The organism is Streptomyces sp. NPDC006208 (genome assembly GCF_040613775.1).
Taxonomy (GTDB): domain Bacteria; phylum Actinomycetota; class Actinomycetes; order Streptomycetales; family Streptomycetaceae; genus Streptomyces.
The window spans coordinates 15128-39652 of record NZ_JBEXSW010000010.1 but is presented as its reverse complement, the minus strand read 5'-3'; the positions used below and the strand labels follow the sequence as shown (position 1 = coordinate 39652).

The 24525-nt window shown below is 71.6% G+C and carries 23 protein-coding genes; 12 read left to right on the top strand and 11 right to left on the bottom strand.

Annotation, left to right across the window (positions count from 1 at the left end; genetic code table 11):
- Positions 1 to 42 precede the first annotated feature (42 nt).
- The 3 genes from ABZ208_RS10155 to ABZ208_RS10145 all read left to right on the top strand — a co-directional run bounded on the left by ABZ208_RS10155 (position 43) and on the right by ABZ208_RS10145 (position 1998).
- Positions 43 to 381: a YciI family protein gene (locus ABZ208_RS10155; RefSeq protein ID WP_356909055.1), complete on the top strand. Its 339-nt coding sequence runs from the start codon at positions 43 to 45 to the stop codon at positions 379 to 381.
- A gap of 118 nt (positions 382 to 499) precedes the next feature.
- The gene (locus tag ABZ208_RS10150; RefSeq protein ID WP_356909054.1) at positions 500 to 1555 is read left to right on the top strand and encodes an amidase; all 1056 of its coding nucleotides are present in this window, start codon (positions 500 to 502) and stop codon (positions 1553 to 1555) included.
- Complete coding sequence (locus ABZ208_RS10145) at positions 1552 to 1998, top strand: DUF3291 domain-containing protein (RefSeq protein WP_356909053.1); 447 nt, start codon at positions 1552 to 1554, stop codon at positions 1996 to 1998. The genes ABZ208_RS10150 and ABZ208_RS10145 overlap by 4 nt, the downstream gene beginning before the upstream one ends.
- 155 nt (positions 1999 to 2153) lie before the next feature.
- Here the strand turns inward: ABZ208_RS10145 and ABZ208_RS10140 are convergent, their stop codons facing one another.
- Both ABZ208_RS10140 and ABZ208_RS10135 read right to left on the bottom strand, forming a co-directional pair.
- Positions 2154 to 3062 (bottom strand): ADP-ribosylglycohydrolase family protein, encoded by a 909-nt coding sequence (locus ABZ208_RS10140; RefSeq protein ID WP_356909052.1) that lies wholly within the window; start codon positions 3060 to 3062, stop codon positions 2154 to 2156.
- Positions 3063 to 3112: 50 nt separating this feature from the next.
- Positions 3113 to 4225 carry a ferritin-like domain-containing protein gene (locus tag ABZ208_RS10135; RefSeq protein WP_356909051.1) on the bottom strand — a complete coding sequence of 371 codons (1113 nt, stop codon included), beginning with the start codon at positions 4223 to 4225 and terminating at the stop codon, positions 3113 to 3115.
- 165 nt (positions 4226 to 4390) lie between these two features.
- Between ABZ208_RS10135 and ABZ208_RS10130 the strand changes: the two genes are divergently transcribed.
- The 5 genes from ABZ208_RS10130 (at position 4391) to ABZ208_RS10110 (ending at position 10767) form a co-directional block, all read left to right on the top strand.
- Complete coding sequence (locus ABZ208_RS10130) at positions 4391 to 5326, top strand: diiron oxygenase (protein WP_356909050.1); 936 nt, start codon at positions 4391 to 4393, stop codon at positions 5324 to 5326.
- Between the two features lie 106 nt (positions 5327 to 5432).
- On the top strand, positions 5433 to 6161 hold the full coding sequence (locus tag ABZ208_RS10125) for a TetR/AcrR family transcriptional regulator (protein WP_356909049.1): 729 nt from the start codon (positions 5433 to 5435) through the stop codon (positions 6159 to 6161).
- Positions 6162 to 6194: 33 nt separating this feature from the next.
- Positions 6195 to 6476: a hypothetical protein gene (locus ABZ208_RS10120; RefSeq protein ID WP_356909048.1), complete on the top strand. Its 282-nt coding sequence runs from the start codon at positions 6195 to 6197 to the stop codon at positions 6474 to 6476.
- A gap of 74 nt (positions 6477 to 6550) precedes the next feature.
- On the top strand, positions 6551 to 9295 hold the full coding sequence (locus ABZ208_RS10115) for a PQQ-binding-like beta-propeller repeat protein (protein WP_356909047.1): 2745 nt from the start codon (positions 6551 to 6553) through the stop codon (positions 9293 to 9295).
- Positions 9296 to 9417: 122 nt separating this feature from the next.
- Entirely contained in the window at positions 9418 to 10767 is a 1350-nt protein-coding gene (locus ABZ208_RS10110; RefSeq protein WP_356909046.1) for a C40 family peptidase, read from the top strand.
- Positions 10768 to 10804: 37 nt separating this feature from the next.
- Here ABZ208_RS10110 and ABZ208_RS10105 read toward each other — a convergent pair whose 3' ends face one another.
- From ABZ208_RS10105 to ABZ208_RS10085, 5 genes are read right to left on the bottom strand one after another with little or no spacing between them, the layout of a single operon-like run.
- Entirely contained in the window at positions 10805 to 12049 is a 1245-nt protein-coding gene (locus tag ABZ208_RS10105) for a styrene monooxygenase/indole monooxygenase family protein (protein ID WP_356909045.1), read from the bottom strand.
- A gap of 24 nt (positions 12050 to 12073) precedes the next feature.
- A complete protein-coding gene (locus tag ABZ208_RS10100) occupies positions 12074 to 12697 on the bottom strand; it encodes an ATP/GTP-binding protein (RefSeq protein WP_328405561.1) in 624 nt (207 codons plus the stop codon).
- 19 nt (positions 12698 to 12716) lie between these two features.
- The gene (locus ABZ208_RS10095) at positions 12717 to 13127 is read right to left on the bottom strand and encodes a DUF742 domain-containing protein (protein WP_356909044.1); all 411 of its coding nucleotides are present in this window, start codon (positions 13125 to 13127) and stop codon (positions 12717 to 12719) included.
- Entirely contained in the window at positions 13124 to 13606 is a 483-nt protein-coding gene (locus ABZ208_RS10090; RefSeq protein ID WP_356909043.1) for a roadblock/LC7 domain-containing protein, read from the bottom strand. The genes ABZ208_RS10095 and ABZ208_RS10090 overlap by 4 nt, the downstream gene beginning before the upstream one ends.
- Complete coding sequence (locus tag ABZ208_RS10085) at positions 13603 to 16659, bottom strand: nitrate- and nitrite sensing domain-containing protein (protein WP_356909042.1); 3057 nt, start codon at positions 16657 to 16659, stop codon at positions 13603 to 13605. The genes ABZ208_RS10090 and ABZ208_RS10085 overlap by 4 nt, the downstream gene beginning before the upstream one ends.
- 365 nt (positions 16660 to 17024) lie before the next feature.
- Between ABZ208_RS10085 and ABZ208_RS10080 the strand changes: the two genes are divergently transcribed.
- Entirely contained in the window at positions 17025 to 17813 is a 789-nt protein-coding gene (locus ABZ208_RS10080) for a hypothetical protein (RefSeq protein WP_356909041.1), read from the top strand.
- 30 nt (positions 17814 to 17843) lie between these two features.
- Here ABZ208_RS10080 and ABZ208_RS10075 read toward each other — a convergent pair whose 3' ends face one another.
- Positions 17844 to 18326 (bottom strand): MarR family transcriptional regulator, encoded by a 483-nt coding sequence (locus ABZ208_RS10075; RefSeq protein WP_356909040.1) that lies wholly within the window; start codon positions 18324 to 18326, stop codon positions 17844 to 17846.
- Positions 18327 to 18564: 238 nt separating this feature from the next.
- Between ABZ208_RS10075 and ABZ208_RS10070 the strand changes: the two genes are divergently transcribed.
- Positions 18565 to 19389, top strand: a complete 825-nt coding sequence (locus tag ABZ208_RS10070; RefSeq protein ID WP_356909039.1) for a lysozyme — start codon at positions 18565 to 18567, stop codon at positions 19387 to 19389.
- A gap of 45 nt (positions 19390 to 19434) precedes the next feature.
- Here the strand turns inward: ABZ208_RS10070 and ABZ208_RS10065 are convergent, their stop codons facing one another.
- The 3 genes from ABZ208_RS10065 to ABZ208_RS10055 form a co-directional block, all read right to left on the bottom strand.
- A complete protein-coding gene (locus tag ABZ208_RS10065; protein ID WP_356909038.1) occupies positions 19435 to 20232 on the bottom strand; it encodes a pentapeptide repeat-containing protein in 798 nt (265 codons plus the stop codon).
- Between the two features lie 77 nt (positions 20233 to 20309).
- Positions 20310 to 22715, bottom strand: coding sequence for an endopeptidase La (gene lon, locus ABZ208_RS10060; protein ID WP_356909037.1), 2406 nt, complete (start codon positions 22713 to 22715; stop codon positions 20310 to 20312).
- A gap of 275 nt (positions 22716 to 22990) precedes the next feature.
- A complete protein-coding gene (locus ABZ208_RS10055; protein ID WP_356909036.1) occupies positions 22991 to 23374 on the bottom strand; it encodes a VOC family protein in 384 nt (127 codons plus the stop codon).
- A 91-nt stretch (positions 23375 to 23465) separates the two neighbouring features.
- Here ABZ208_RS10055 and ABZ208_RS10050 point away from each other — a divergent pair, with 91 nt between their 5' ends.
- A complete protein-coding gene (locus tag ABZ208_RS10050) occupies positions 23466 to 23822 on the top strand; it encodes a hypothetical protein (protein WP_356909035.1) in 357 nt (118 codons plus the stop codon).
- 39 nt (positions 23823 to 23861) lie between these two features.
- A complete protein-coding gene (locus tag ABZ208_RS10045) occupies positions 23862 to 24509 on the top strand; it encodes a GNAT family N-acetyltransferase (RefSeq protein WP_356909034.1) in 648 nt (215 codons plus the stop codon).
- Positions 24510 to 24525: the final 16 nt, after the last annotated feature.

Sequence of the window (24525 nt, the reverse complement as noted above, 5' to 3'; positions counted from 1 at the left end):
TGAAAGGCGGCCGAAGGAGGCCAACGGCCAAGGGAGTCATGTATGACGCGGTACCTGATCTCGTTCGATGACGGCGCGATGACCTTTTCCGAGGAGGAGTTGCCCGAGGTGGTCGAGGCCTCGCTCGAGGTGGTGCGGGAGGCTCGGGACGCCGCTGTGTGGGTCTTCGGTGGTGGACTGGAAAGGCAGCAGGCGAGCGTCGTGGCCACCGACGGGACCGTCACCGACGGGCCGTATCCGGAGACCAAGGCGGTCCTCGGCGGGTTCTCGATCATCGATGTGCCCTCACGTGAGGACGCGCTGGAGTGGGCTGCCAAGATCGCTGCCGCGTGCCGCTGTGCGCAAGAGGTCCGGGAGATCATGCCCGACCCGACCGTCTGATCGAAGACGACCCGCCGCGGCTGGGGCCTGGTTCGGAAGTGGCTTGTGACCTGCGGGACGGCATGCTGCGGGCCTGTGGGCGACGCGGTTGGGCGGCCCGGACCCGGACACTGACGGCATGAACGTGCCGGAAACACTGGAGATGATCGAGCGTCTCGACCCGGTGCTGAGCGCCTTCACGGAGGTCTGGGCAGAGCGCGCCCTGTCCGGCGAGCGCGACGCCGACCCCGGACTCCCCCTGTCCGGGCTGCCGTTCGCGGTGAAGGGACCGTCGGGCATCCGCTCGTACGCGGCACGGCGGCTGATCGCGGCGGGCGCGGTACCGGTCGGATCGACGGCTGTGCCCGGGCCGGGCACGTACTGGCAGACGTGGGGGCTCGGCGCGCACGGGCCCACCCGTAACCCCTGGCGGGCGGACCGCACGCCGGGCGGCTCGTCCGCGGGCTCCGCGGCGGCGGTCGCCGCGGGCATGGTGGGCCTGGCGACCGGCAGCGACGGAGCGGGATCGGTACGGATCCCGGCGGCCTGGTGCGGGGTCTTCGGGCTGAAGACGACGCACGGTCTGCTGCCGTCCCCTGACCGGACGGGCCTGGCCACAGCGGGGGTGCTGACCCGCACGGCGGAGGGCGCGCGCGGGTATCTGCGCACGGTGCTGGACGCCTACGAGCCGGCGGCTCCTGTGCTTCCGCTACGGGCGGTGTGGTCCGCGGATCTGGGCTTCGCGGCGACGGACCAGGAGGTCGCGGCGGTCGCGCGGGCGGCGGTGGAGCGGCTGGAGTCCGCGGGTGTCGTACGGACGGTGGGGGCGGGGTGTGCGCTGCTCGACCCCAGGGACGCGTGGACCCGGGTGCGGGCGGGGCGGCCCGGGGCGGGCGCGGCGGTGCGGTCCGAGAACGACTGCCGGCTCGACGGGCTGTTCGCCGGGGCGGACCTGCTGCTGACCCCGGCGACCCCCAACCGGCCGCACGGTCACGAGGGCCCTGGTGATCTCTACTCCACTGCGCTGACCTGGGCGTTCAACCTGAGCGGCCACCCGGCGGCGAGCATCCCCGCAGGCTTCACGAGCGACGGCTGCCCGGTCGGACTGCAACTGGTGGCTGCGCGCGGCGCGGACGTCTCACTGGTCGAAATGGCGGTGGCGGCGGAGCGTGGGCTGAATATCGTGCGGCCATGACCTACGAACTCGCCCAGGTGAACATAGGCCGTCTCAAACATCCCTTGGATTCCCCGGAGTTGAAGGATTTCGTGGACAATCTCGACCCTGTGAACGCCGTTGCCGACGCCGCGGACGGCTTCGTCTGGCGGCTCCAGAACGACTCCGGCAACGCGACGGATCTCCGGGTCTTCGGCGACGACTGGCTGCTGGTGAACATGTCGGTGTGGCGCGACACGAATGCGCTGACGGCGTTCATGTACCAGGGCACGCACCGCGAACTGCTGGCTCGGCGCTACGAGTTCTTCGAACGGGTGCAGGAGGTCATGACCACGATGTGGTGGGTGGAATCGGGCCACCGTCCGACGGTGCGCGAGGCCGAGGAACGCCTGCTGCATGTGCGTGAACACGGGCCGACAGAGCGTGCGTTCACGCTGCGGAAGTCGTTCCCGCCGCCGTCCTGACGGCGTGCTCGGCCACTGGCGGGACGCCGCCGGTCGACCACGGTCAGGTCGAGGTCGACGGGGAACGGGAGACCGGTCGTCATCCTCTTGCGAAAGACTTCGATCGGCAGACGGACCGACGGCCCGAGGTTGACCAGCCCCCCTCTCAGCCCCTTTCAGCCGCCCGGAAGTGCCTCACGGCGGGTCAGCCATTCCTGTGGGACGCCCTCGGTGCCCGTCGCCGCGCCCACGATGCCGCCCGTGATCGCGCATGTCGTGTCGACGTCCCCGAAGCCCTCCGCCGTGGACCAGAGCGCGGCCCTCAGATCGTCGTGGTGGCGGGCCGCCGTCCAGACCGCGAAGGGCACGGTGTCGTCCGCGCGGATCCTCTGGCCGTTGCCGAGGACGTCCGACGCCTTCCAGGGCTCCGTCGTCAACGGCAGCTCCGCCGCACGGGCCAGGCCCTCGCGGACCGCGCTGGGCGGGGTGCGGGAGGCGACCTCGGAGATGGTCAGCTCGCCGCGTGCGGAGAGTGCCGCCGCCGTGGCGACGGCCACCGCGCCCGCCACGCCCTCGGGATGGGCGTGGGTCACCCGGGCGGACAACTCAGCCTGCCGGACGACCAGTTCCAGATCCTCGTGGAACCAGGCGCCGAGCGGGGCCACCCGCATCGCCGCACCGTTGCCGAGACTGCCTCCGTCGAAGAGCCCGGGGGCGAGGGTGCGCCAGCTCGCGGGGTCCTCCAGGAGCTGGGGCAGCAGCATGTGCATGCCGTGGCCGTAGCCGCGCGCCGGATCGGCCTCGTACGTCAGGGCGAAGCAGGCGGCGAGCCGGTCCTGGTCGATCTCGCCGTGCAGGTCCAGCACGCGCTGGATCGCGAGCGCCATGGCCGTGTCATCCGTCCAGTGCCAGTCCGGCTCGGGCGGGGTGCGGCGCGCGCGGATCTCCTCGTACGCCTGCTCACGGTCGCGGAAGAGCGGGAACCAGCGCTCGCCGAACGCGTCCCCGAGGGCGAGCGCTTCGAGACTGCGGCGCGCGGCCGCCGGACCGGCGGGCGACGGTACGGAGGGGTCGGTGGTGGTCATGGCCGCCATCCTTCCGGGCCCCGCCGTCCGACGCACACGCTTATGCGCGGTCAGCCGGAGGCGCCCGCACCCTCCGCGATCGCCTCCTCGACCTCCGCCACCCGCGCCTGCTCCTCGGCCGCGAACCGTTCCCGGTCGAGCTGCTCGGCGATCTCCTCGTCCTGGGACATCAGCAGGTCGAGGTTCGAGTCACCCATCTCGAAGACGCCCATGTCGAGATACGCCTTCTGCAGCCGCTCACCCCACAGGCCGATGTCCTTGACGCAGGGCACGATCCGGCTGAACAGCAGCTTGCGGAACAGATGCAGGTACTCGGACTGCTCGGAGAGCTCTGCCGCCTCCCGCTTCGGGATGCCGAAGTTCTCCAGCACCTCCACCCCGCGCAGCCGGTCGCGCATCAGATAGCAGCCCTCGATCACGAACTCCTCGCGCTCGCGCCGCTCGGCGTCGGTGAGCTGCTTGTAGTAGTCGCGCAGGGCCATGCGCCCGAAGGCGACATGCCGGGCTTCGTCCTGCATGACGTACGCGAGGATCTGCTTGGGCAGCGGCTTGTCCGTGGTGTCGCGGATCATGCCGAAAGCGGCCAGCGCGAGCCCCTCGATCAGCACCTGCATGCCGAGGTACGGCATGTCCCAGCGGGAGTCGCGCAGGGTGTCGCCGAGCAGCCCCTGAAGGTTGTCGTTGATCGGGTAGAGCATCCCGATCTTCTCGTGCAGGAAGCGGCTGTAGATCTCGGCGTGCCGGGCCTCGTCCATGGTCTGGGTGGCGGAGTAGAACTTGGCGTCCAGGTCCGGCACCGACTCGACGATCCGCGCCGCGCACACCATGGCGCCCTGTTCGCCGTGCAGGAACTGGCTGAACTGCCAGGACGTGTAGTGCCGGCGCAGGTCGCCCTTGTCCTTGTCGGTGAACTTGGCCCAGTACCGGGTGCCGTAGAGGGTGAGGACCTCGTCCGGCGTGCCGAGCGCGTCGTACGGATCGACCTCGAGGTCCCAGTCGATGCGCTTCTGGCCGTCCCACTGCTTGTCCTTGCCCTTCTGGTACAGAGCGAGGAGGCGGTCCCGGCCGTCTTCGTACTCCCAGCTGAAACGCGCCGAGCCGGACGCCGGGACCTCCCAGAGGGGGCGCTCGGGCGGGTGCATGTAGCGATCTTGGGTCGACACAGGCGGCTCCTTCGCCTCGTATCCCTTGCACACAAGGACAGTTGGCAGGCTCACACGTTGGTAGACGGATAGTCAACAAGTCGCGCACAAGGGATTGACGATGTTACTGACAGGGAGTCTCATAACCCTGACACCGGTAATCCCACCCGCGAGGTGCCCTCAGTCATGACAACCGTGTCCGAACGCGACGTGCAGCTGCTCCGCGACGCACTCGGCCCGCTCCGGGACCGTGAGCAGGTCGCCGCACGCCTGCTCGAATCCTCCGCCAAGCACTCCTTCGACCCCGACAAGGAACTCGACTGGGACTCCCCGCTCGAGGAGGGCAAGTGGTTCTGGCCGCCGGAGCTGCTCTCCCTCTACGACACGCCCCTGTGGCACAGGATGTCCGAGGAGCAGCGCCTGGAGCTGTCGCGTCACGAGTCCGCCTCGCTCGCCTCGCTCGGCATCTGGTTCGAGATCATCCTGATGCAGCTGCTGGTACGCCACATCTACGACAAGCCCCTGACCAGCAATCATGTCCGCTATGCGCTGACCGAGATCGCCGACGAGTGCCGGCACTCGATGATGTTCGCCCGGATGATCCAGAAGGGCGGTGCCCCGGCGTACCAGGTGCCGCGCGTCTACCACAACCTCGCACGCGTCCTGAAGACGATATCCACCACGCCCGGATCGTTCGCGGCGACACTGCTCGGCGAGGAGATCCTCGACTGGATGCAGCGCCTCACCTTCCCGGACGAGCGGGTGCAGACACTGGTGCGCGGCGTCACCCGTATCCACGTGGTGGAGGAGGCGCGCCATGTGCGGTACGCCCGCGAGGAGCTGCGCCGCCAGATGGTGACCGCGCCGCGGTGGGAGCAGGAGCTCACCCGGATCAGCTGCGGTGAGGCGGCGCGTGTCTTCTCCGTCTGCTTCGTCAATCCGACGGTGTACGACAACGTCGGTCTGGACCGCCGCGAGGCGGTCGCCCAGGTCAGGGCGAGCGGGCACCGGCGCGAGGTGATGCAGTCCGGGGCCAAGCGCCTGACCGACTTCCTGGACGACATCGGGGTGCTGCGGGGGCCCGGCCGCAAGCTCTGGAAGAGCTCCGGGCTCCTTGCCTGACCGACGCGTCACCGGACGTACCACCGGGCGAGCCTCCGGGCGCGTCGCCGGACGCATCATCGGAGAAAAGTACGGATGCCCGGCCCACGCGGTTACGCTGCGAAGCATGACCAGTCCCGCTCCCGCGACCCGCGCGTACCGACGGCTCAGCGTCGAGGAGCGCCGCACGCAACTGCTCGCTGCGGCGCTCACGCTCTTCGCGCACCGGCCGCCGGAGGAGGTCTCCCTCGACGATGTGGCGGAGGCGGCCGGGGTGTCCCGTCCGCTCGTCTACCGCTATTTCCCCGGCGGCAAGCAGCAGCTGTACGAGACGGCGCTGCGCTCCGCCGCCGACCAGCTGGAGAGCCGGTTCGCAGAGCCGGCGGCCGGGCCGCCCACCGAACGGCTCTCGCGCGTCCTGGACCGCTATCTCGCGTTCGTCGACGAGCACGACGCAGGGTTCAGCGCGCTGCTGCGCGGCGGGAGCGTCGCCGAGACCTCCCGTACGAGCACGATCGTCGACGAGGTGCGCAGGGCCGCGGCCGACCAGATACTCGTCCACCTCGGCGTCGCGGCCCCCGGATCCCGGCTGCGGATGATGGTGCGCACCTGGATCGCGGCCGTCGAGGCGGCGTCCCTGATCTGGCTCGACGAGGGCAAGCAGCCGGCCACCGACGAGTTGCGGGACTGGCTCATCGACCATCTGATCGCGCTGCTGGCGGCGACCGCGGCAACGGACGAGGAGACGGCGGGGATCATCACGGGCCTGATGGCGCAGGAGAGCACGGACGGTCCCGTGGGCCTGCTCGCCCGGAGGCTGGGGCCCGTGCTGGGCGACAGCACAGGTCTGCTGTGACGCCGGCCCGGTGAAGGCTGTGACACTGGAGCGGTGAAGAGCGAGAACACCCCCTTCGAAGGCGGACCGCTGGACGGGCGGGTGCTGCCGGTGATGGTCGGCCCGACCGGCCACCCGCCGAAGTGGTACCAGGTCCCCGTGCCGCAGGACGACGGCTCCCCGCCCGTCGTGTACGCGTACAAGCGCGTGCCCTTCGGCTACACCAAGCGGCTCGGGCTGCAGCGCGGCTGGAAGTACGCGTACGCGCCGGAGGGCGTGGAGCGCCGCGAGCTCAAGTGGCCCTGGTCGAAACCGAAGTCGCAGCCACCGGGGTAGGGACCGCGCCTCGCGGTGGTGTCCGGCGCCGAATTAGGATCACGGTCGACCGTGCCACCAGGGGGGAGCTTCGCATGGAGCCGCTGCAGCAGGACGATCCGCGCCGGATCGGGGCGTACACCACGCTGGCACGACTGCGGGAGTCGGCGAGCGCCGTGCACTACCTGGCGTCCGGCGCCGCTTCCGGATCAGGTTCCGACTCCCGTGCCGGCTCCGGCGATACGGCTGTCGTCGTCTCGGCCGCACGCCCGGAGCTGGCCGCCGTGCCCGCCTTCCGACGGCGTTTCGCGGCGGAGGCCAGGACGGCGGAACGTCTGGCCGGAGGCTGGGTACCCGAGCCGCTCGCGATGGCCACGGCCACGGACGGGCAGGAGCTGTGGACCGCGAGCGCATACGTCCCGGCGCTGACGTTGCGCGAGGCGATCGCGCTCGCCGGTCCGCTGCCCGAGCGGACGGTACGCATACTGGGCGCGGGGCTGGCCGAGACCCTGTCCCGGGTGCACGCGACAGGCACGGTGCTGCACGGTCTCGCACCGGACACGGTGCTGCTGACGGCGGACGGGCCGCGGCTCGCCGCGTACGGCGCGCTGGGCGCGGCGGCGGTCGCCCAGGCCCGTCCAGGCGGACAACTGTCCGTACAGCTCGGGTATCTGACACCGGAGCAGGCGACCGGAGCGGAACCCGGCCCGGCGTCGGACATCTTCGTCCTCGGCCTGCTGCTGGCCTACGCGGCGACGGGCACGGCACCGCTGGCGGACGCCGCCGGCATCGCGCACGGCGAACCCGAACTCGGCGCCGTTCCTGACGAGTTGCGCCCTCTGACCGCCCGCTGCCTGTCCAAGTCGCCCGAGGACCGCCCGACGGCGGGCACGGTGGCGGCGGATCTGGCCCTGGAGGGCGCGGCGGCTCTGGCCCGCGGAGGCTGGCTGCCCCAGCCGCTGTCGGCCGCGCTGGCCGCCCAGGCGGCACAGGCGGATGCCCTGCGATCGGGCGGTGCGGGCGCAACCGGTGGCACGCAGCACGACCCCCTCGGCTCGGGCGGGCCCGGAAACAGCAGCACGGCGCCCACGGCCTCGCTCGTCCCGGCGCAGGGCCGGACATCGCCCGCCCCCGGCGCGGTGGCGGGGCCGTTCGTCGCAGATGACGCGCCTCCGGCCGGGCCGGTCGGCGGCAACGCGCCGGCGTACGGCCCAGCGGGCCAGGACGCCCACCCGCACGGCAACGGCGCCGGCCACGCCACGCCCACCGACACCACGGCTTCGGCACACACCGCACCCGCGCCGGCTGTGTCCGGCCAGGCCCACCCCACCGGAGCGGACCGGGCTCCGTTGCCGACGCAAGGCCGGAACGCGCTCCCGGCCGCGCCTGCTGCCGGCCACGGCTTCGGGGGCGCCGCCGGAGGCGTCACGGACTCCGCGACCCTCGTCGTGCGGCGCGCCGCGGGCCCGCCCTCGGTTCCGCCGGCGCCCCCGAGCCTGTCGGGTGGGGTCCCCACGGTCCTCCCGCCGTCCCGGCGTGGACTCCTTGTGGCCGTGGCAGCCGGGGTCACCGGGCTCGCCGTCGGCGGAGGTGGCGTGTACGCCGTCGCCGCCGGGGACGACAAGGCCGCGCCCGCCCCGCAGCCGCCCGCGCCCCGGCGTACCCGGATGGCCGGGCTGGCGCCGGAGCCGGCCTGGCGGTACGAGCATCCCGAGGAGCCGGCCGGGGCCACGGTGTGGCGCGACCGGGTGCTGTTGCTGACCGACGGCAAGCAGGCCACGGGCGTGGATCTGCGCACGGGGCGGCGGCTCTGGGCCGTGCCCGAGGCTGCCTCGGGCTCCCGCGCGGTGCCGGTCGACGACCGGCTCTGTCTCGTCCATGCCGGGGACGAACTCCTGTGGATCGCCGCGCAGGACGGGAAGGTCGCCCACAAGGTCGCCGAGCGCACCTTCGCCGAGCCCGGCGAGAGCCTGGCCGTCGAGGGTGTGATCGGTGCGGACGGCACCAGCGTCTGGCTGACGGGTCATGTCTCCAGGTCCGTCGAGCGGAAGGTCAAGAAGCGCAAGAAGAAGGTCACCGTCCGGGAGGCGTACGTCATCGCCTACGACGCCGCCGCCCGCAAGCAGTTGTGGCGCGCCCGCGTACCGGAGGGGAAGGCCCCGCACCGACCCCGCTATGAACTGGTCGCCGCACGCGCCGACAGCATCCTCGTACGGCAGGACGGCCGCTCCCTCACCCCGGCCCAGTCCAAGCGGGCCAAGGGCGGGTCCGTCCTGCTCGGCTTCGACCGCGCCACCGGCAAGGCCCTCAAGTCCGTCGCACTCACCGGGGTCGGGCCGACGGCCTCCGTCGCCGGTGACACGGGCGGCAAGCTGTTCGGCGCCGCGGGCGGCGAGCTGCATGCGTACGACAGCGGCAACGGCAAGAGGCTGTGGCGCGTGCCCGCCGCGAAAACGCCGGGCGAGAAGGGTGTGTTCGCCTACGGTACGGCCACGGTACGCGGCCCCGCCCTGTACGCCGCCAACCGCTACCAGGAGGTGCGCGCCGTCGACATCGCGACGGGACGGGCACTGTGGAGCCGGTCCACCGAGACGCCCGCCTGGCGCGAGATCCCGCAGACCGCGCTGAGCCTCAGCGGCCGCACCGTGTTCGCCGGCGATGCCGCGGCGCTCACCGCCTTCGCGGCGCGCGACGGCCGGCGGCTGTGGAAGTTCCAGGAGGCCGGTACGCGGGACGCCGAGAACCCGCAGGCCGCGCCCCGTTATGTGCCGCTGGCCGGCGGCGAGGACCGGATCGTCGTACGGCGGGGCCGGACGTTCTACTCGCTCCCCGTGGACTGACGAACCCTCAGACGAGTGACCATGTTGCGCTGAACCGACCACCCGCCGCGCCCGCGCGGCGGTGCGCCCGCATGCTCTGGCCGTGAGAGTGGACGGCCCACCTCACCACGGGAGGTGACGAGGTGTCAGGCATCGTGAACGGCAGGCTGATCCGTACGGTGTGCACGGCGGCGGTGGTCGCGGTCACGGCGATCGCCGCCGGGCCGGCGTCCGCCGTACCGGCCGACGAGCAACCCCCGGACGTCACGGCGGAAGTGGCGGAAGCGGCCGAAGGCGCCGGCCCCGTGAAGGCCGTGAAGCCCACCGGCTCCGCCGACCCGGCCAAGCCCGCCAAGCCCACCGGCTCCGCCGACCCCGCCAAGCCCGCGGCGCCCGCCGGGCCTGCCCAGGGAGCCCCCGCGCTCTCCACCGTCTCGGGCATGCTCACCCGGCTCCAGGACCTGTACCGCCGCGCCGAAGAGGCCGGCGAGGCAGTCAACGCCGCCGAGCAGGCCCTCACGAAGCAGCGCGCCGCAGCGGCGCACCTCGGCCGCGCACTCACCGACGCGCGGCACGCCTTCGACGACAGCCGCAGCGCCGCAGGGCAACTCGCCCGAGAGCAGTACCGGGGGCACTCCGACCTGTCCTCCTACCTCCAGCTCCTCCTCGCCCGTGACCCGCAGAGCGCCCTCGACCAGGGCCATCTCATCGAACGGGCGGCAAACAGCCGGCTGGCCACCATGAGTCGGCTTCAGGCCGGCGCCCGTCGTGCGGACATGCTCGCGACCGCCGCGCGCAAGGCGCTCGACAAGGAACTGCTCCTCGCGGCCCGGCACAGGCAGGCCTATGGAACGGCCGCCGCCCGGCTGAAGGCGGTCGAGGAGATGCTCGCCTCCCTCTCCGCCGCCGAAATCGCCGCCCTGTCCGCCAAGGAGGAGTCCGACACCGCCGAGGCGCAGGCGAAGCTGCTGGCCACCGGCCTGCTGGACGCCGAGCACACGCCGTCCGCGCAGGGCAGTGCGGCAATGAAGTACGCCGTACAGCAGATCGGCAAGCCGTATGTCTCGGGGGCGGAGGGCCCGGACACGTACGACGGCTCGGGCCTCACCTCACAGGCGTGGGCCAGAGCCGGACGCACGATCCCCCGCACCAGCCAGGAGCAGTGGGCGGAGCTGCCCAAGGTGCCGCTGCAGTCACTTCGCCCCGGCGACCTGGTGATCTACTTCCCCGAGGCCACCCACGTGGCCGTCTATCTGGGCAACGGCACGGTGATTCACGCCCCCCGCCCCGGCGGCCGTGTGAAGGCCTCCCCCATCGCGGCGAACCCGCTGCTGGGTGCGGTCCGCCCTGACCCGGCCGGCCGGGCACTCGCGTCCTACACCCCGCCCAGGCTGCCGGACGGCGCGACGACCGGACCGGACAAGGGCCTCGACACCGGGGCCCGCAAGGAGCGGGACGCGGACGGGCAGACGGTCGAGCAAGCGCGGGAGTAGAGGCGTCCGAGCGGGCGGACGCCCCCACCTTTTCCCCTCAGGCGCGCGGAGCGTCCGCGACCTCCGCGAGGTACGCGCCCGTCCTGTCGGGGTCGTAGAAGAAGTCCTCGAAGTCCGCCGGGTTGTTGAACCCGTTCGCGAACCGGTCGGCGACCGGCTGCAGCTGACCGGCCGCACCGATCAGTTGCAGCACGTGCTCGGGCGGGACGCCGAGCATCGCGTTCGTCCACTTGGTGGCGTGCTGCGCCGTGTCCCAGTACCGGTCGAACGTGGCCTGCATCCAGGTCTCGTCGAACGGCTTCTCGCCCCGCTCGACGATCGACGCCAGATACGAGGCCGCGCACTTGGACGCCGAGTTGGAGCCCTGACCGGTGATCGGGTCGTTGGCGACGACGACATCGGCGACGCCGAGGACCAGACCCCCGCCGGGGAGCCGGCCGATGGGGTTGCGGACGGTGGGGGCGTACCGGCCGGCGAGCGTACCGCCCGCGTCGGTCAGCTCGACCCTGGTGGCCCGTGCGTACTCCCACGGCGTGAACTTCTCCATGAGCTCAAGCGTCAGGGAGAGATGCTCGGCCGGGTCCTTGACACCCTGGAAGACGTCGAGCGGGCCACCCGGAATGCCCTCCCAGAACAGGATGTCCGCGCGGCCGGACGTGGTGAGGGTCGGCATCACGAACAGTTCACCGACGCCGGGCACCAGATTGCAGCGCACCGCGTCGAACTCGGGGTGCTCGGGACGCGGGCCGAGCCCGTGGACATAGGAGACGGCAAGGGCGCGCTGCGGCTCGGAGTACGGGGAGCGGGACGCGTCCCGGCCGAACATCGAGACCAGCTCGCCCTTGCCGGCCGAGACCAGCACCAGGTCGTACGTACGGGAGAAGAAGTCCAGGTCGGAGACGGCCGCGCCGTGGATGACGAGCTGACCGCCGCGCTGGGCGAAGGTCTCCATCCAGCCTGCCATCTTCACGCGCTGGTCGACGGACTGCGCGTAGCCGTCCAGTTTGCCGACCCAGTCGATGGCGCGCGACGCGTCGGGGGCGGCGACGGAGACGCCGACGCCCTCGATCCTCGGAGCCTGGGTCTCCCAGAAGGTGATGCCGAGATCGCGCTCGTGCTGGAGCGCGGTGTGGAACATGCACTGCGTGGACATGACTCGGCCGGACCGGATCTCGTCCGCCGTACGGTTGGACATCAGCGTGACCTCGTAGCCTTGCGACTGCAGGCCGAGGGCGAGCTGGAGGCCGGACTGCCCGGCGCCGACTACGAGAATCTTCCGCATGGCTGGTGCTCTTTCGTCGATCAGCTATTCGGGGGTGGCTTCGAGGGCACGGGCGAGGAGCGCGAGGAGCGCCTCGATCACCGCGATCCGGCTACGGGCATCCATGATCACCACGGGTACGTGCGGCGGCACGGTCAGCGCCTCCCGTACGTCCCCGGCCTCGTATGCGGTCGTTCCCTCGAAGTGGTTGACGGCGACGATGTACGGCAGCCCGCAGCTCTCGAAGTAGTCGAGCGCCGGGAAGCAGTCCGCCAGCCGCCGGGTGTCGGCAAGCACGATCGCACCTATGGCGCCGCGCGCCAGGTCGTCCCACATGAACCAGAAGCGCTGCTGGCCGGGGGTCCCGAAGACGTACAGCACCAGGTCGTCGTCGAGCGTGATCCGGCCGAAGTCCATCGCCACCGTGGTGGTGCGCTTGCCGGGGGTGGCGGTGAGGTCGTCGGTCTCCTCGCCGGCCCGGGTCATCAGCGCCTCGGTCTGCAGCGGCGTGATCTCGGAGAGGGCGCCGACGAAGGTCGTCTTCCCGACACCGAAGCCGCCCGCGACGATCACCTTGGCCGCGGTGGGAGCTCTGCTGGTGTCCAACTGCCATGCCTGCAGCTTCTCTTCGAGCTGCGGGACCTCATCGGACAGCGGCTGCGCGATCAGCGTGTCGGTGGCGAGCGTCTCAGAGGCGGCGGAGTCCACCGAGCACCCTTTCGAGGAGCGCACGGTCGGGCTGGCCGGTGCCGTGGCCCGTCCCGAAGACACGGATCTTTCCCTGGTCCGCCAGGTCGCTGAGCAGCACCCGGACCACGCCGAGAGGCATCTTCAGCAGCGCCGAGATCTCGGCGACCGTACGCATGCGACGGCACAGCTCGACGATGGCCCGCAGCTCGGGCATGACGCGTGAGAGGGAGCCGGCCGGCAGCTCCTTGCGCTCCGGGGCCGCTTCGAGCGCGGCGACGAACGTCTCGACGAGCAGCACATGGCCGAAACGGGTGCGGCCGCCGGTGAGCGAGTACGGACGGACCCGGGCGGGCCGATTGCCCGCGCCGCGTACCGGGAGCCTGGGGAAGGGTTCGGCGGCGGTCGTCACTGGGCGCTCTCCAACGATGTGCGCAGCTCGCTGCGGAGTTCGGGGGTGAGAACGTGTCCGGCACGGCCGACGAACAGGGCCATGTGGTAGGCCACGACGCTCATGTCGCAGTCCGGGGTGGCGTGCACACCGAGCAGCGAACCGTCGCTGATCGTCATCACCAGCACGCTGCTGTCGTCCATTGCGACCATGGTCTGCTTGACGCCACCGCCGTCCATGAGCCCGGCGGCGCCGTGGGTCAGGCTCGCGATGCCGGAGACGACGGTGGCGAGGTCCGCGCTGGAGCCTCTGGGGCTCTGCGGGCGTTCGGCTGCGACCGGGGCTGCGTTCTGGACGGGGTCCGACGAGAGCAGCAACAGGCCGTCGGACGAGACGACGGCAACCGAGCGCACTCCTGGCACCTCCTCCACGAAGTTGCCCAGCAACCAGTGAAGATTGCGGGCTTCGGTGCTCAGGCCGTACGTGCCGATCGCAGTCAACTGCGTGCCTCCTCGACGTTGTCCCCCGATTCCGCTTCGGACTCCTGCTGGTTCTGGGTCTCGGCGCCGTTCCGGGCGAGCTCCGCCTCGACATCGCGGCGGCCGTCCTTCGCGCCCTGATGGAAGCCGCCGAGTCTGCGTCGCAGGTCCTGGGCATCGGTGCTGCCGGTGCGTTCGCCGGGCCCGGCGGCGGGCTGGACGGGCTTGGGCGTGCGCTTGGGCAGCCCCTTGTCGGTGACACGGTCCCCGACGGGCGCGCTCGCGTCCGGTGCTTCGGACTGCGGCTCGGGCTCAGGAGTCTGCTCGCGCTGCTGGGGCAGCCGCATCGAGAAGGTCTCCTGGTCGATCCCCGCGGTGTGCGATGCGGCGTCGGGCGTCCGCTCGGGGGTGTCCCGCTCCGCCTCCGCGGCACGGATCGCCCGCTCGGCAGCAGCCACGAACGGATCCTCCGCAGCCACCGGCCCGGCGGCCGGAGCAAGCTCCGCTTCCGGCGCCTCGTCCACATCCCGCTCCGCCTCCGCGGCACGGATCGCCCGCTCGGCAGCAGCCACGAACGGATCCTCCGCAGCCACCGGCCCGGCGGCCGGAGCAAGCTCCGCTTCCGGCGCCTCGTCCACATCCCGCTCCGCCTCCGCGGCGGGGGCCGGGTCCGGGACGGCGTCGGCGCCCGGCTCCGCGTCCTCGTCCTCGTCCGTCGCCGCAGGCTCCGGCTCCGCTGCCCCGGCCGCGACCACGTCGCAGTCGGCGGAGGCGGGGTCCGGTCGCCGGGGTCCGGGCAGTGCGTTGGAGTTCGCCTCGGCCACCGCCCCGGGCAGGTTCAGCACCGGCGCCGTTCCTGCCCCCTGCTCCGACTGCGCCGCGGTGGCCGGCGGGCCGCTCGGAAGCAACGCCTGTCCGATGACGACGACCGCCGTGATGCCGCCCTGCTTGTGCTCGCGCAGCTGGATCCGTACGCCGTGGCGCGCGGCCAGCAGCCCGGCGACCCGCAGTCCGAGTCCCTCGCCCTCGTGGGCCGCCCGGGACTCGTACGCCTTCGGGTTCTGCAGCCGCTCGTTGATCTCGGCGATGCGTCCGGCCGTCATGCCGATGCCCGCGTCCTCGACCGAGAGCATGACCTCGCCGCTCTCCAGCAGCCAGCCCGACAGCTCGACCTGGGCGTCCGGCGGAGAGAACGACGCGGCGTTCTCGAGGAGTTCGGCGACCAGATGGCTCAGATCGTCCGCGGCGTACCCGGCGATCTGGGCGTGCGGCGGCAGGGACTGGATGACCACCCGCTCGTAGCGTTCGATCTCGCTGACCGCGGCGCGCAGCACGTCGACGAGCGGTACCGGCCCGACATGCCCCTGACCGTGCTCGGCGCCCGCGAGTACCAGCAGGTTCTCGCTGTGCCTGCGCATGACGGTGGCCATGTGGTCCAGCTTGAAGAGCGTGGCGAGACGCTCCGGGTCCTGCTCACGCGCCTCGAGCTTCTCGATGATGCCGAGCTGACGCTCGACGAGTCCGAGCGTGCGCAGCGAGAGATTGACGAACGTGTGGTGGACCGTGTGGCGCAACCGCTCCAGCTCGGCGGTGAGTTCTCCGGTGTGCTCCTGCAGTTCGGCGCGTGCGGCCCCGACGTCGGCGGCGAGCGCGTCGCGCGCGCCTGCCAGGTCGGCACGGTCGCTGTCGAGCCGCTCGGCGCGCGCGCCGAGGTCGCGGAGCTTGCCGTGCAGGGTGTTGAGGGAGCGGACGACCTGCGCGAACTCGTCGTTGCGGCCGGTGAAGCGGACCGGATCCTCGGCCTCGGGCGCTGCGGCGACCCGCGCGGCACCGATGCGCAGGACGGCGAGGGGGCGGGTGAGCGTACGGGCGACGGCCGCGGACACGCCGATGGCGACGATCACCAGTCCGCCGAGCAGCGCGATCCGCAGTTCGAGCGCGGTGACATCGTCGTCGCGCAGTTGCTCGAACCGCTCGACCCGGTCCGCGGCGAGCGCGGTCTCCGCCCCGCGCATCTGCTCGATGCGCGCGGTGAGCGCGGCCACCAGCTTCTCCGGGTCGGTGTCGCGCTCGCTGTCCGAGAGCTCGGGCTGGTCGGTGAGGCGGGCGAGATAGCCCTCGGCGGTCCTGACCTCGGGACCGGTGACCGTGGCGGCCAGCTTGTCGCGGGCGGTCTTGTCGGCGGCCTGGTCGAAGTCGGCGAGAGCGGCCAGTTCGCGAACCCGTGCCTGCTGGGCGGCGGCAGTGAGGGCGCCCCGCGTGCGGGCGTCGGCCCCGGAGTCCTCACCCTCGCTCTCCACGGGCAGCCCGGTGATCGGGTCGATGGTCGTGACGCTCTCCGGCTTGGGTACGGAGAGCGCGGCCAGCAGCAGACCACGGGTTGCGGACGCCCGCTCGACGGCGAGGCCGAGGTCGGCGGGGGCGCGGGTGGCTCCGGCGGCGCGCGGCGGGGTCTTCTCGGCGAGCTCTTCGGCGAGCGCGTGGAGCGCGGCGATGACGTCGCCGTAGGCCCGGTGGGCCTCCATCGCGGTGCCCTTGCCGGTGAGCGCGGTGCGGCGTACGGAGGGGATGCCGGCGAGATGGTGGCGCAGCTCGGCATGGTCCTCGGGAACGGCGGTGCGGATCTCGTCGATCTGCCGGTCGACGCGGGCGCTGAGGCTGTCGGAGATCCGCCGCTGGTCCTTCTTGTCGCCCCGCTGCGCCGCACGGCCGGCCGCGATGTACGCGGTGACCTCGTCGCGTTCGTCGGAGAGGGAGTGCGCGAGGGTGACGGCCTGGCGGTCGAGCGCTGCGAGGGTGACCAGCCGCTGGGACTCGGTCAGCTCGGCCGAGGTGGCGAGGATGCCGGGGGTGCCGGCGGCCACGACGACGAGGCTCACGGCAGCGACACCCGCGACGAGGCGGCTGCGTACGCGTACGGGACGGCCGCCGGGGGTCTGTACGTCCGAGCCCGCCCGGGCCGCCTGTGCCGGGCCCTGGTTGGGGTCCACGACAGTGGCCGGGGCCGTTGTCCGAACGCCGCCCGGGGTCTCCGTGCGAATGCCGTCCTTGCCCCGAGGCCGCTTCTTCTGCACCGGTGCTCGCAATCTTGCTCGACTCGTCCACCCATGAAGCAGAGATGACGACCGGTCACACGCGAGAGGCCCACCCCTGGCACGGCTTCCGACCATTGCAGTGCTTTTGGGAGGGAGGCGCGCATCGGCCGCTCCGCCACCCGAACGAGTGAACAACACTCAGTAGTTGGCAAACAACTTTTCCGTACGGCCCGCAGAGCGCCTCGTGAGCGATGGGTTGGACCTTCCGCCCTGCCTTTGACAGGATGCGCGCCCGCAGCTCACGGAAGGCGGACGCTTCGACCGGCAAACCCTCCTGACCTGCTGATACAGGCGTAAATGCCCAACTGTGAGGGGTCTGCGGACGGCTCGTGCAGACTGGGATCATGCGTATCGGACTGGCAACATCGCCCGGCGGGCCCGAACGGCCCAACGAGGACTGGGCGGCGGTGGCCACGCCCGCCTCCGGCCAGGGCGGAACGCTGGTGACGCTGGACGGGGTGACACCTCCGAAGGGCGACGACGGTTGTGTGCATTCGGTGGCGTGGTTCACCGCCCGGCTCGGCGGCACTCTGGTCGAACTGTCCGGTTCGCGCCCCGACCTGACACTTCAGGACGTTCTCGCCACGGCAATCAGGCGCACCGCGGACACCCACCGCACCACGTGTGACCTTTCTCACGTGCGCACTCCTCAGGCGACGGTGGTCCTGGCGCGCTGGGGCGGACCGGCGGACGACGTCGAGCACCTCGTGCTCTCCGACTCGACGCTGCTCATCGAGTCACCGGACGGGACGGTACGGGCGGTCCTGGACGACCGGCTGGACCGGCTGCCGCGTGAGGCGCTGCGCACGCACGCTGCGGCCGATGCGCTGCGCAACAGCGAGGGCGGCTTCTTCACAGCGGCCGCGGACCCGGGGGTGGCGGCGCGGGCGGTGACCGGCCGTACGCCACGCACCGCCGTGCGCTCGCTCGCCGCCCTGACGGACGGTGCGTCGCGCTGGGTGGACATGTTCGCGCAGGGCGACTGGTCCGACTGCCTGGCCCTGCTGCGCACGGAGGGGGCGGAGGCGCTGATCGGCCGGGTGCGCGCACTGGAGGTCTCGGCGCAGGAACGCACCGAGGTGATCCGCTGGAAGCTCCATGACGATGCGACGGCGGTGTTCGCGGAGCTGTGACGGGCCGGCCGCAGTGGCGCGGCCGCCGTGTCAGGTTCCGGCGCGGGCGTTCAGCTGGTGCAGGAGCCTCGCCAGTTCCGCGACCTCGCGGGGGTCCCAGCCGGCGAGCTTGCTCATGTAGCGGTCGCGGCGTGCGTCGCGCACATGGCGGAACCGGGTCACCCCTTCGTCGGTGAGCCGTACGAGGGATGCCCGGCCGTCCGCCGGGTCCGGTTCGCGGGCCACCAGGCCGAGGTCCTCGAGGGCGTGGAGCTGACGGCTCATCGTCGCCTTGCCGACGCCGAAGTAGGCGGCGAGCTCGGTGGCGCGCTGCGGTCCGCCCTCTTCGAGCCGGACCAGCAGCCCGTACGCGGCGGGTTCGAGTTCGGGGTGGACCTCCCGCGCCATCTCGCCGGACGACGCTCTGGCCCGGCGCAGAAAGACGGCCAACTCCCGTTCCAGTGCGAGAAATTCGCGGTCCACACCAGCCCCGTCCGTCAGGCCGGTGTCGCTCCCCGTACCGCCTTCGTGCACGTCAGCACCCCTTGCGCGCTTCCCGGTTCCGATGCGTTTCTTCCGGCGGCCGGCACAGCCGCAACCGGGTCAGTATTTCGCAGGCTCGGACCGGCGGCAGCATCCCGTCCCCCTTCCCCGCCGTGCACGGCGCGCCCCGCCCTCCTGAATGGCATGTCCACACCATAGGCATCCGCCACGACATGTCGACACTTCGTCAGATCCCGCCCACCGAGATCTTCGGAGGCACGCTAGGCCAGTGCACAGATCCGGAACGACCGGCCGGTCGCGTCTCGCGACAGTCGGCACTCTCCTCGCAGCCCTGTCCCTCCTCCTCACCCTCCCCGCCACGGCCACGCCCGCGGCGGCCGCCAAGGCAAAGCGCGGCACTGCCTATCTGGGCATGGGCGTCATCGCCCATGACGGCCAGGCCGGCGCTCCCCCTGGCACCCGCGTGGCGCAGACGGCAGGCGTCGACGTCTCCAGCCATCAAGGCAACGTCGACTGGCCGGCGCTACGGAACATCGGCGTCAGGTGGGCCTACGTCAAGGCGACCGAAGGCACGTACTACCAGAACACCTACTTCACCCAGCAGTACAACGGCTCGTACAAGACGGGCCTGATCCGCGGCACGTACCACTTCGCGACCCCCGACACCGCCACCGGCGCCGCCCAGGCGGACTATTTCGTCAACAACGGCGGCGGCTGGTCAAGGGACGGCAGGACCCTGCCGGGCGTACTGGACATCGAGTGGAACCCGTACGGCCCCGCCTGTTACGGCAAGTCCCCGTCCCAGATGGTCGCCTGGATCCGCGCCTTCCTGAACCGCTACAAGGTGCGTACGGGCCGGGCGGCGGTGATCTACACGGCGACCAGCTGGTGGACGCAGTGCACCGGCAACTACGGCGGCTTCGGCACCACCAACCCGCTGTGGATCGCCAGGTACAGCGCGACACCCGGCACCCTGCCGGCCGGCTGGGCCTACCACACGATGTGGCAGTACACCTCGTCCGGGCCGATCGTCGGCGACCACGACAAGTTCAACGGCTCGTACAGCCGCGTCCTGGCGCTCGCCATCGGCTGAGCCCCGGCATCAGCTTCCCCCTGGCCCGTCCCGCGACGCCGGTCGTCACGACCAGTGCGCGGGGCGGGTCAGCCCGTCCGGGAGACGGGTGGCCGCGTCGCCGCGGGCCGCGTTCACCTGCGGCTGGGTGAGGAAGATGCACCCGGTCAGATCCGCCCCGGCCAGATCGGCGTCCCTGAGGTCTGCCCCGATGAGGTCGGCCAGCCGCAGATCGGCGCCCGTGAGGTCCGCGGCGATCAGATACGTCCCGCGCAGACTGACGCCCCGCAGATCGGCGCCCCGCAGCCTGGCGCCCATCAGGTCCGCGCCCCTGCGGTCCTTCTTCTTCCCGGGTACCGCGGCGCGTACGAGTTCGCTGGTGCGCAGCAACAGGACGTTGACGTCCTGGCGGTGCGCCGCGACATCGAGCTTCAGCAGGGCGTCGGGGGCGAGCCGGGTGAGCTCCTCGACACTCTCCCGCTGCCGCCGCAGCTCGGGGTGCACCTCCCGCGCGGCGCGCAGGCGCAGCGCCTCGGTCAGATACCAGAGCAGTTCGTGCAACTGCCGTACGACGGGGAAGACGGCGAACATCTGCTCGGCGCTGTCCGGCGCCTGGCGCCAGCTCGTACCGCCGAAGGTGACCTGCGAGACCTGCTGTCCGGCGCCGAAGCAGTCGTAGACGGTGCAGCCCTGGAAGCCGCTGGCGCGCAGCCGGTCGTGGATGCCGCAGGCGAAGTCGGTCCGCAGATTGCCGCAGGGCCGCCCGGCGGGCTTGTTCACGGCGAAGTCGGCGGAGGCGGCGAAGGGCAGCGCCACGCAGCAGAGGCCGAAGCAGTCCGAGCAGTCCCCCTGCAGTTGGTTCATCCGTCCATTGTGCGGGACCTTCGGCGGACAGCCGTCGGGCCCGGCGGTGGATCACCGCCGGGCCCGTGCCCGCGGGGTCAGGCCGCCTGGGCGACCTCGACCTGCGCCGGTGAGAGCGCGAGCTCCAGCACCTGCCGGACGTCCGTCACCGGGTGCACCTCCAGCTTCTCGAGGATCTCGGCCGGGACGTCGTCCAGGTCCGCCTCGTTCCGCTTGGGGATCACCACCGTGGTGATACCCGCCCGGTGCGCGGCCAGCAGCTTCTGCTTGACGCCTCCGATCGGCAGCACCCGGCCGGTCAGCGACACCTCACCGGTCATCGCCACGTCCGTGCGCACCTGCCGGCCCGACAGCAGCGAGGCGAGCGCCGTCGTCATCGTGATGCCCGCGCTCGGGCCGTCCTTGGGGACGGCACCCGCCGGGAAGTGGATGTGCACGCCCCGGTCCTTGAGATCGGCGACCGGGAGCTCCAGCTCCGCGCCGTGCGAGCGCAGGAAGCTCAGCGCGATCTGTGCGGACTCCTTCATGACGTCGCCGAGCTGACCGGTCAGGGTCAGGCCCGCCGCGCCGGTCTCCGGGTCCGCCAGCGACGCCTCCACGAACAGGACGTCGCCGCCCGCGCCGGTCACCGCGAGGCCGGTGGCCACACCGGGCACCGCGGTGCGGCGCTCGGCCGGGTCCTGGGCGGACTCGGGCACATGGTGCGGCCGTCCGATCAGCGCGCGCAGCTCCTCGGCACCGACGGTGACCGGCAGGTCCCGGTCGCCCAGTTCGTGCTCGGCCGCCACCTTGCGCAGCAGCCGGGCCACCGAACGCTCCAGGTTCCGTACGCCCGCCTCCCGGGTGTACTCGCCCGCCAGCTTGCGCAGCGCGGACTCGTCGATGGTCACCTCGCCGTGCTCCAGGCCCGCCCGCTCCAGCTGACGCGGCAGCAGGTGGTCCCGGGCGATGACGATCTTCTCGTCCTCGGTGTAGCCGTCGAGCCGGACGAGCTCCATCCGGTCGAGCAGCGCCTCCGGGATGGCCTCGAGAACATTCGCGGTGGCCAGGAAGACGACGTCGCTCAGATCGAGTTCGACCTCCAGGTAGTGGTCGCGGAAGGTGTGGTTCTGCGCCGGGTCGAGGACCTCGAGGAGGGCCGCGGCCGGGTCGCCGCGGAAGTCGGAGCCGACCTTGTCGATCTCGTCGAGCAGGACGACCGGGTTCATCGACCCGGCCTCCTTCACGGCGCGGACGATCCGGCCGGGCAGGGCACCGACGTACGTGCGCCGGTGGCCGCGGATCTCGGCCTCGTCGCGTACACCGCCGAGAGCGACCCGGACGAACTTCCGGCCCATCGCGTGCGCGACCGACTCGCCCAGCGAGGTCTTGCCGACACCGGGCGGGCCGACGAGCGCCAGAACCGCGCCCCCGCGCCGCCCGCCGACCACGCCCAGCCCCCGGTCGGCGCGCCGCTTGCGCACCGCCAGGTACTCGGTGATCCGTTCCTTCACGTCCTGCAGGCCGAAGTGCTCGGCGTCCAGGGTGGCCTTGGCGCCCCGGATGTCGTACGCGTCCTCGGTGCGCTCGTTCCACGGCAGCTCCAGGACGGTGTCGAGCCAGGTGCGGATCCATCCGCCCTCGGGCGACTGGTCGCTGGCGCGCTCCAGCTTCTCGACCTCTTTGAGAGCCGCCTCGCGCACCTTCTCGGGCAGGTCCGCGGCCTCGATCCGGGCGCGGTAGTCGTCGGACTCGTCCTCGCCGTCCTGGCCGCTCAGCTCGCGCAGCTCCTTGCGCACGGCGTCCAGCTGACGGCGCAACAGGAACTCGCGCTGCTGCTTGTCGACGCCTTCCTGGACGTCCTTGGCGATGGACTCGGCCACGTCCTGCTCGGCAAGATGCTCGCGCAGCTGCTCGGCGGCGAGCTTGAGGCGGGCCACCGGGTCGGCCGTCTCCAGCAGCTCGACCTTCTGAGCGGTGGTCAGGAACGGCGAGTAGCCGGCGTTGTCGGCGAGCTGGGCAATGCTGTCGATCTGCTGGACGCGGTCGACGACCTGCCAGGCACCGCGCTTCTTCAGCCAGTCGGTGGCGAGCGCCTTGTACTCCTTGATCAGTTCGGTGACGGCGCCGGGCACCGGATCGGGCTCCACCTCCACGACGGCCGTGCCCTCGATCCACAGTGCTGCGCCGGGCCCGCTCGTACCGGCCCCGATCCGGACACGGCTGCGACCGCGGATCAGCGCGCCGGGGTCGCCGTCGGAGAGCCTGCCGACCTGTTCGACCGTGCCGAGCACACCGGTCGCGGCGTACGTGCCGTCGATCCGGGGAACGAGCAGCACCTTCGGCTTGTTGCCCGAGGAGCGGGCCGCGGCCTGGGCGGCCTCCACCGCGGCCCGTACATCGGCATCGGACAGGTCGAGCGGAACCACCATTCCGGGCAGCACGACCTCGTCGTCGAGCGGCAGCACGGGCAGGGTGAGCGGTGAGGACGTCGATGAAGCCATGATCTCCCCTTAGGCAGTCAAGCGCAGTCAAGTTGAGCTGTACCGACTCAATGCACATGAGCCCCGGGATGTTCCCCAGTCAATGTTCGCCGTGAGCGATCACCCGCCGACTGCCCTTCGGCGGTGGATCTTGCGAGTTGCAGATCAACCGTGCGGGGGATCTTGCGAGGTCCGAGGTGACCTTGTGAGACAGGTGCCGTTACCGGGAAGTCGATCAGGCTCGGCCGGACACAGGTCCTCTGCGGTTCGTCACCACTCCCCCCGATCCCCCGGAATCAGGACGGCACCGCGCCCCGGTCGGATTCACTGCGCAGGACGCAGAACTCGTTGCCTTCGGGGTCCGTGAGAACGGCCCATCCCGAGCCGTCGGGGTTACGGCGGTCGATGACCAAGGTGGCGCCCAGACCCAGCAGCCGTTCGACCTCCTCCTCACGCGAGGTCTCCGGACGCAGGCACAGGTGGATCCTGTTCTTGACCCTCTTCGGTTCAGGCACCTGATTGAAGTGCAGCAGCGGCCCCGCCGGCAGCACCACCTGGGTCTCGCTGTCCCCCGGCCTGTCCTCCGGATGCAACGGGTGGCCAGTCACCCCGCTCCAGAACCGGGCCAGCTCATAGGCATCCGCACAGTCGATCGCCACGTTCTGCAACACCGAGACCATGACGATGAGCCTGCCTGAGCGGTTTCTCGCCTGCCACCCAATTGCCTCGCGGCCCGCGCCATCGCTCCCACCCGGAGGATCGTGCGCCACGATGGCCGCACCGGCGGCCCAGGCCAGGTCCACCAGCGCGGCCGCACATACCGGCCCGTACGGCGCCTGCACCGTCGTGGGGCACATCGCTCCCGGTACGACCGTCGAGTACGACTGCTACGTCCGGAACGACCACGGAAGCAGCTGGACGCGGGTTCGGGAACCGGGCGGCGGCAGCCTCGGCCGGGTCCACGACGCCCACCTGAGCGGCGGCCGCTCCGACGAACCGTGTGACCGTTGGATCGACGCGTCGCACCTACCACCGGCCGCGCGGGACCGCCGGGGCCCGCGCGGCCGGCCCATGTGGCGCGGATCACGGAAGCATGCCGTCGCCGCCCGCACCGCCCCCGGTATGTAATTGGCCCAATATCAAAGAGCCTATTACGGGGAGTTCCGGATGTCCTTCGAGAGCACCGCCGCGACCATCCGTGCCTGGGTCGACGGCTGGGTCGTCTCGCGCGGTGCGGCCGACCCGGTGGCACAGCCCTGGGGTTTCACCGTCGATGTCGGACAGGTCCCCCACGCGACCCGCCATGTCCTGACCTCCGACGACGAGTCCACGGTCCGCAAGGTCGCCGCCGAGTTCGCCGCGCCGACGGTGTGGCTGAAGGTGTTCGCCGAACCCGCGTCCGTCTGCGAGTGGGTCGGCCCCGACTGGCAGGTCGACGAGCCCGGCTGGCTGATGACCGCTCAGCTGCGCCGTACACCGGCCGCTGTGCCGGACGGCTACACCCTCAAGACCTGGGAGCGCGGCGGCGTCACCCGGGTGCTGGTCGTGGCCGCCGACGGCTCGTTCGCGGCCCGCGGCCAGATCGCGCTCACCGGACCGACCGCCGTCGTCGACCAGGTGGAGACGGCGGCCGCACACCGGCGCAGGGGACTCGGCAGCCTGGTGATGCGTACGCTCCACAACGCCGCGGTCGACCGGGGCGCCCCTGTGGGCGTCCTCGGCGGGACGCCCGACGGCCGGGCGTTGTACGAGTCCCTCGGGTGGCGGGTCGAAGCGCCGCTCGTCAGCCTGTTCCATCGCGCGCAGGGGGCGTGAGCGAACTCGTCCGAAT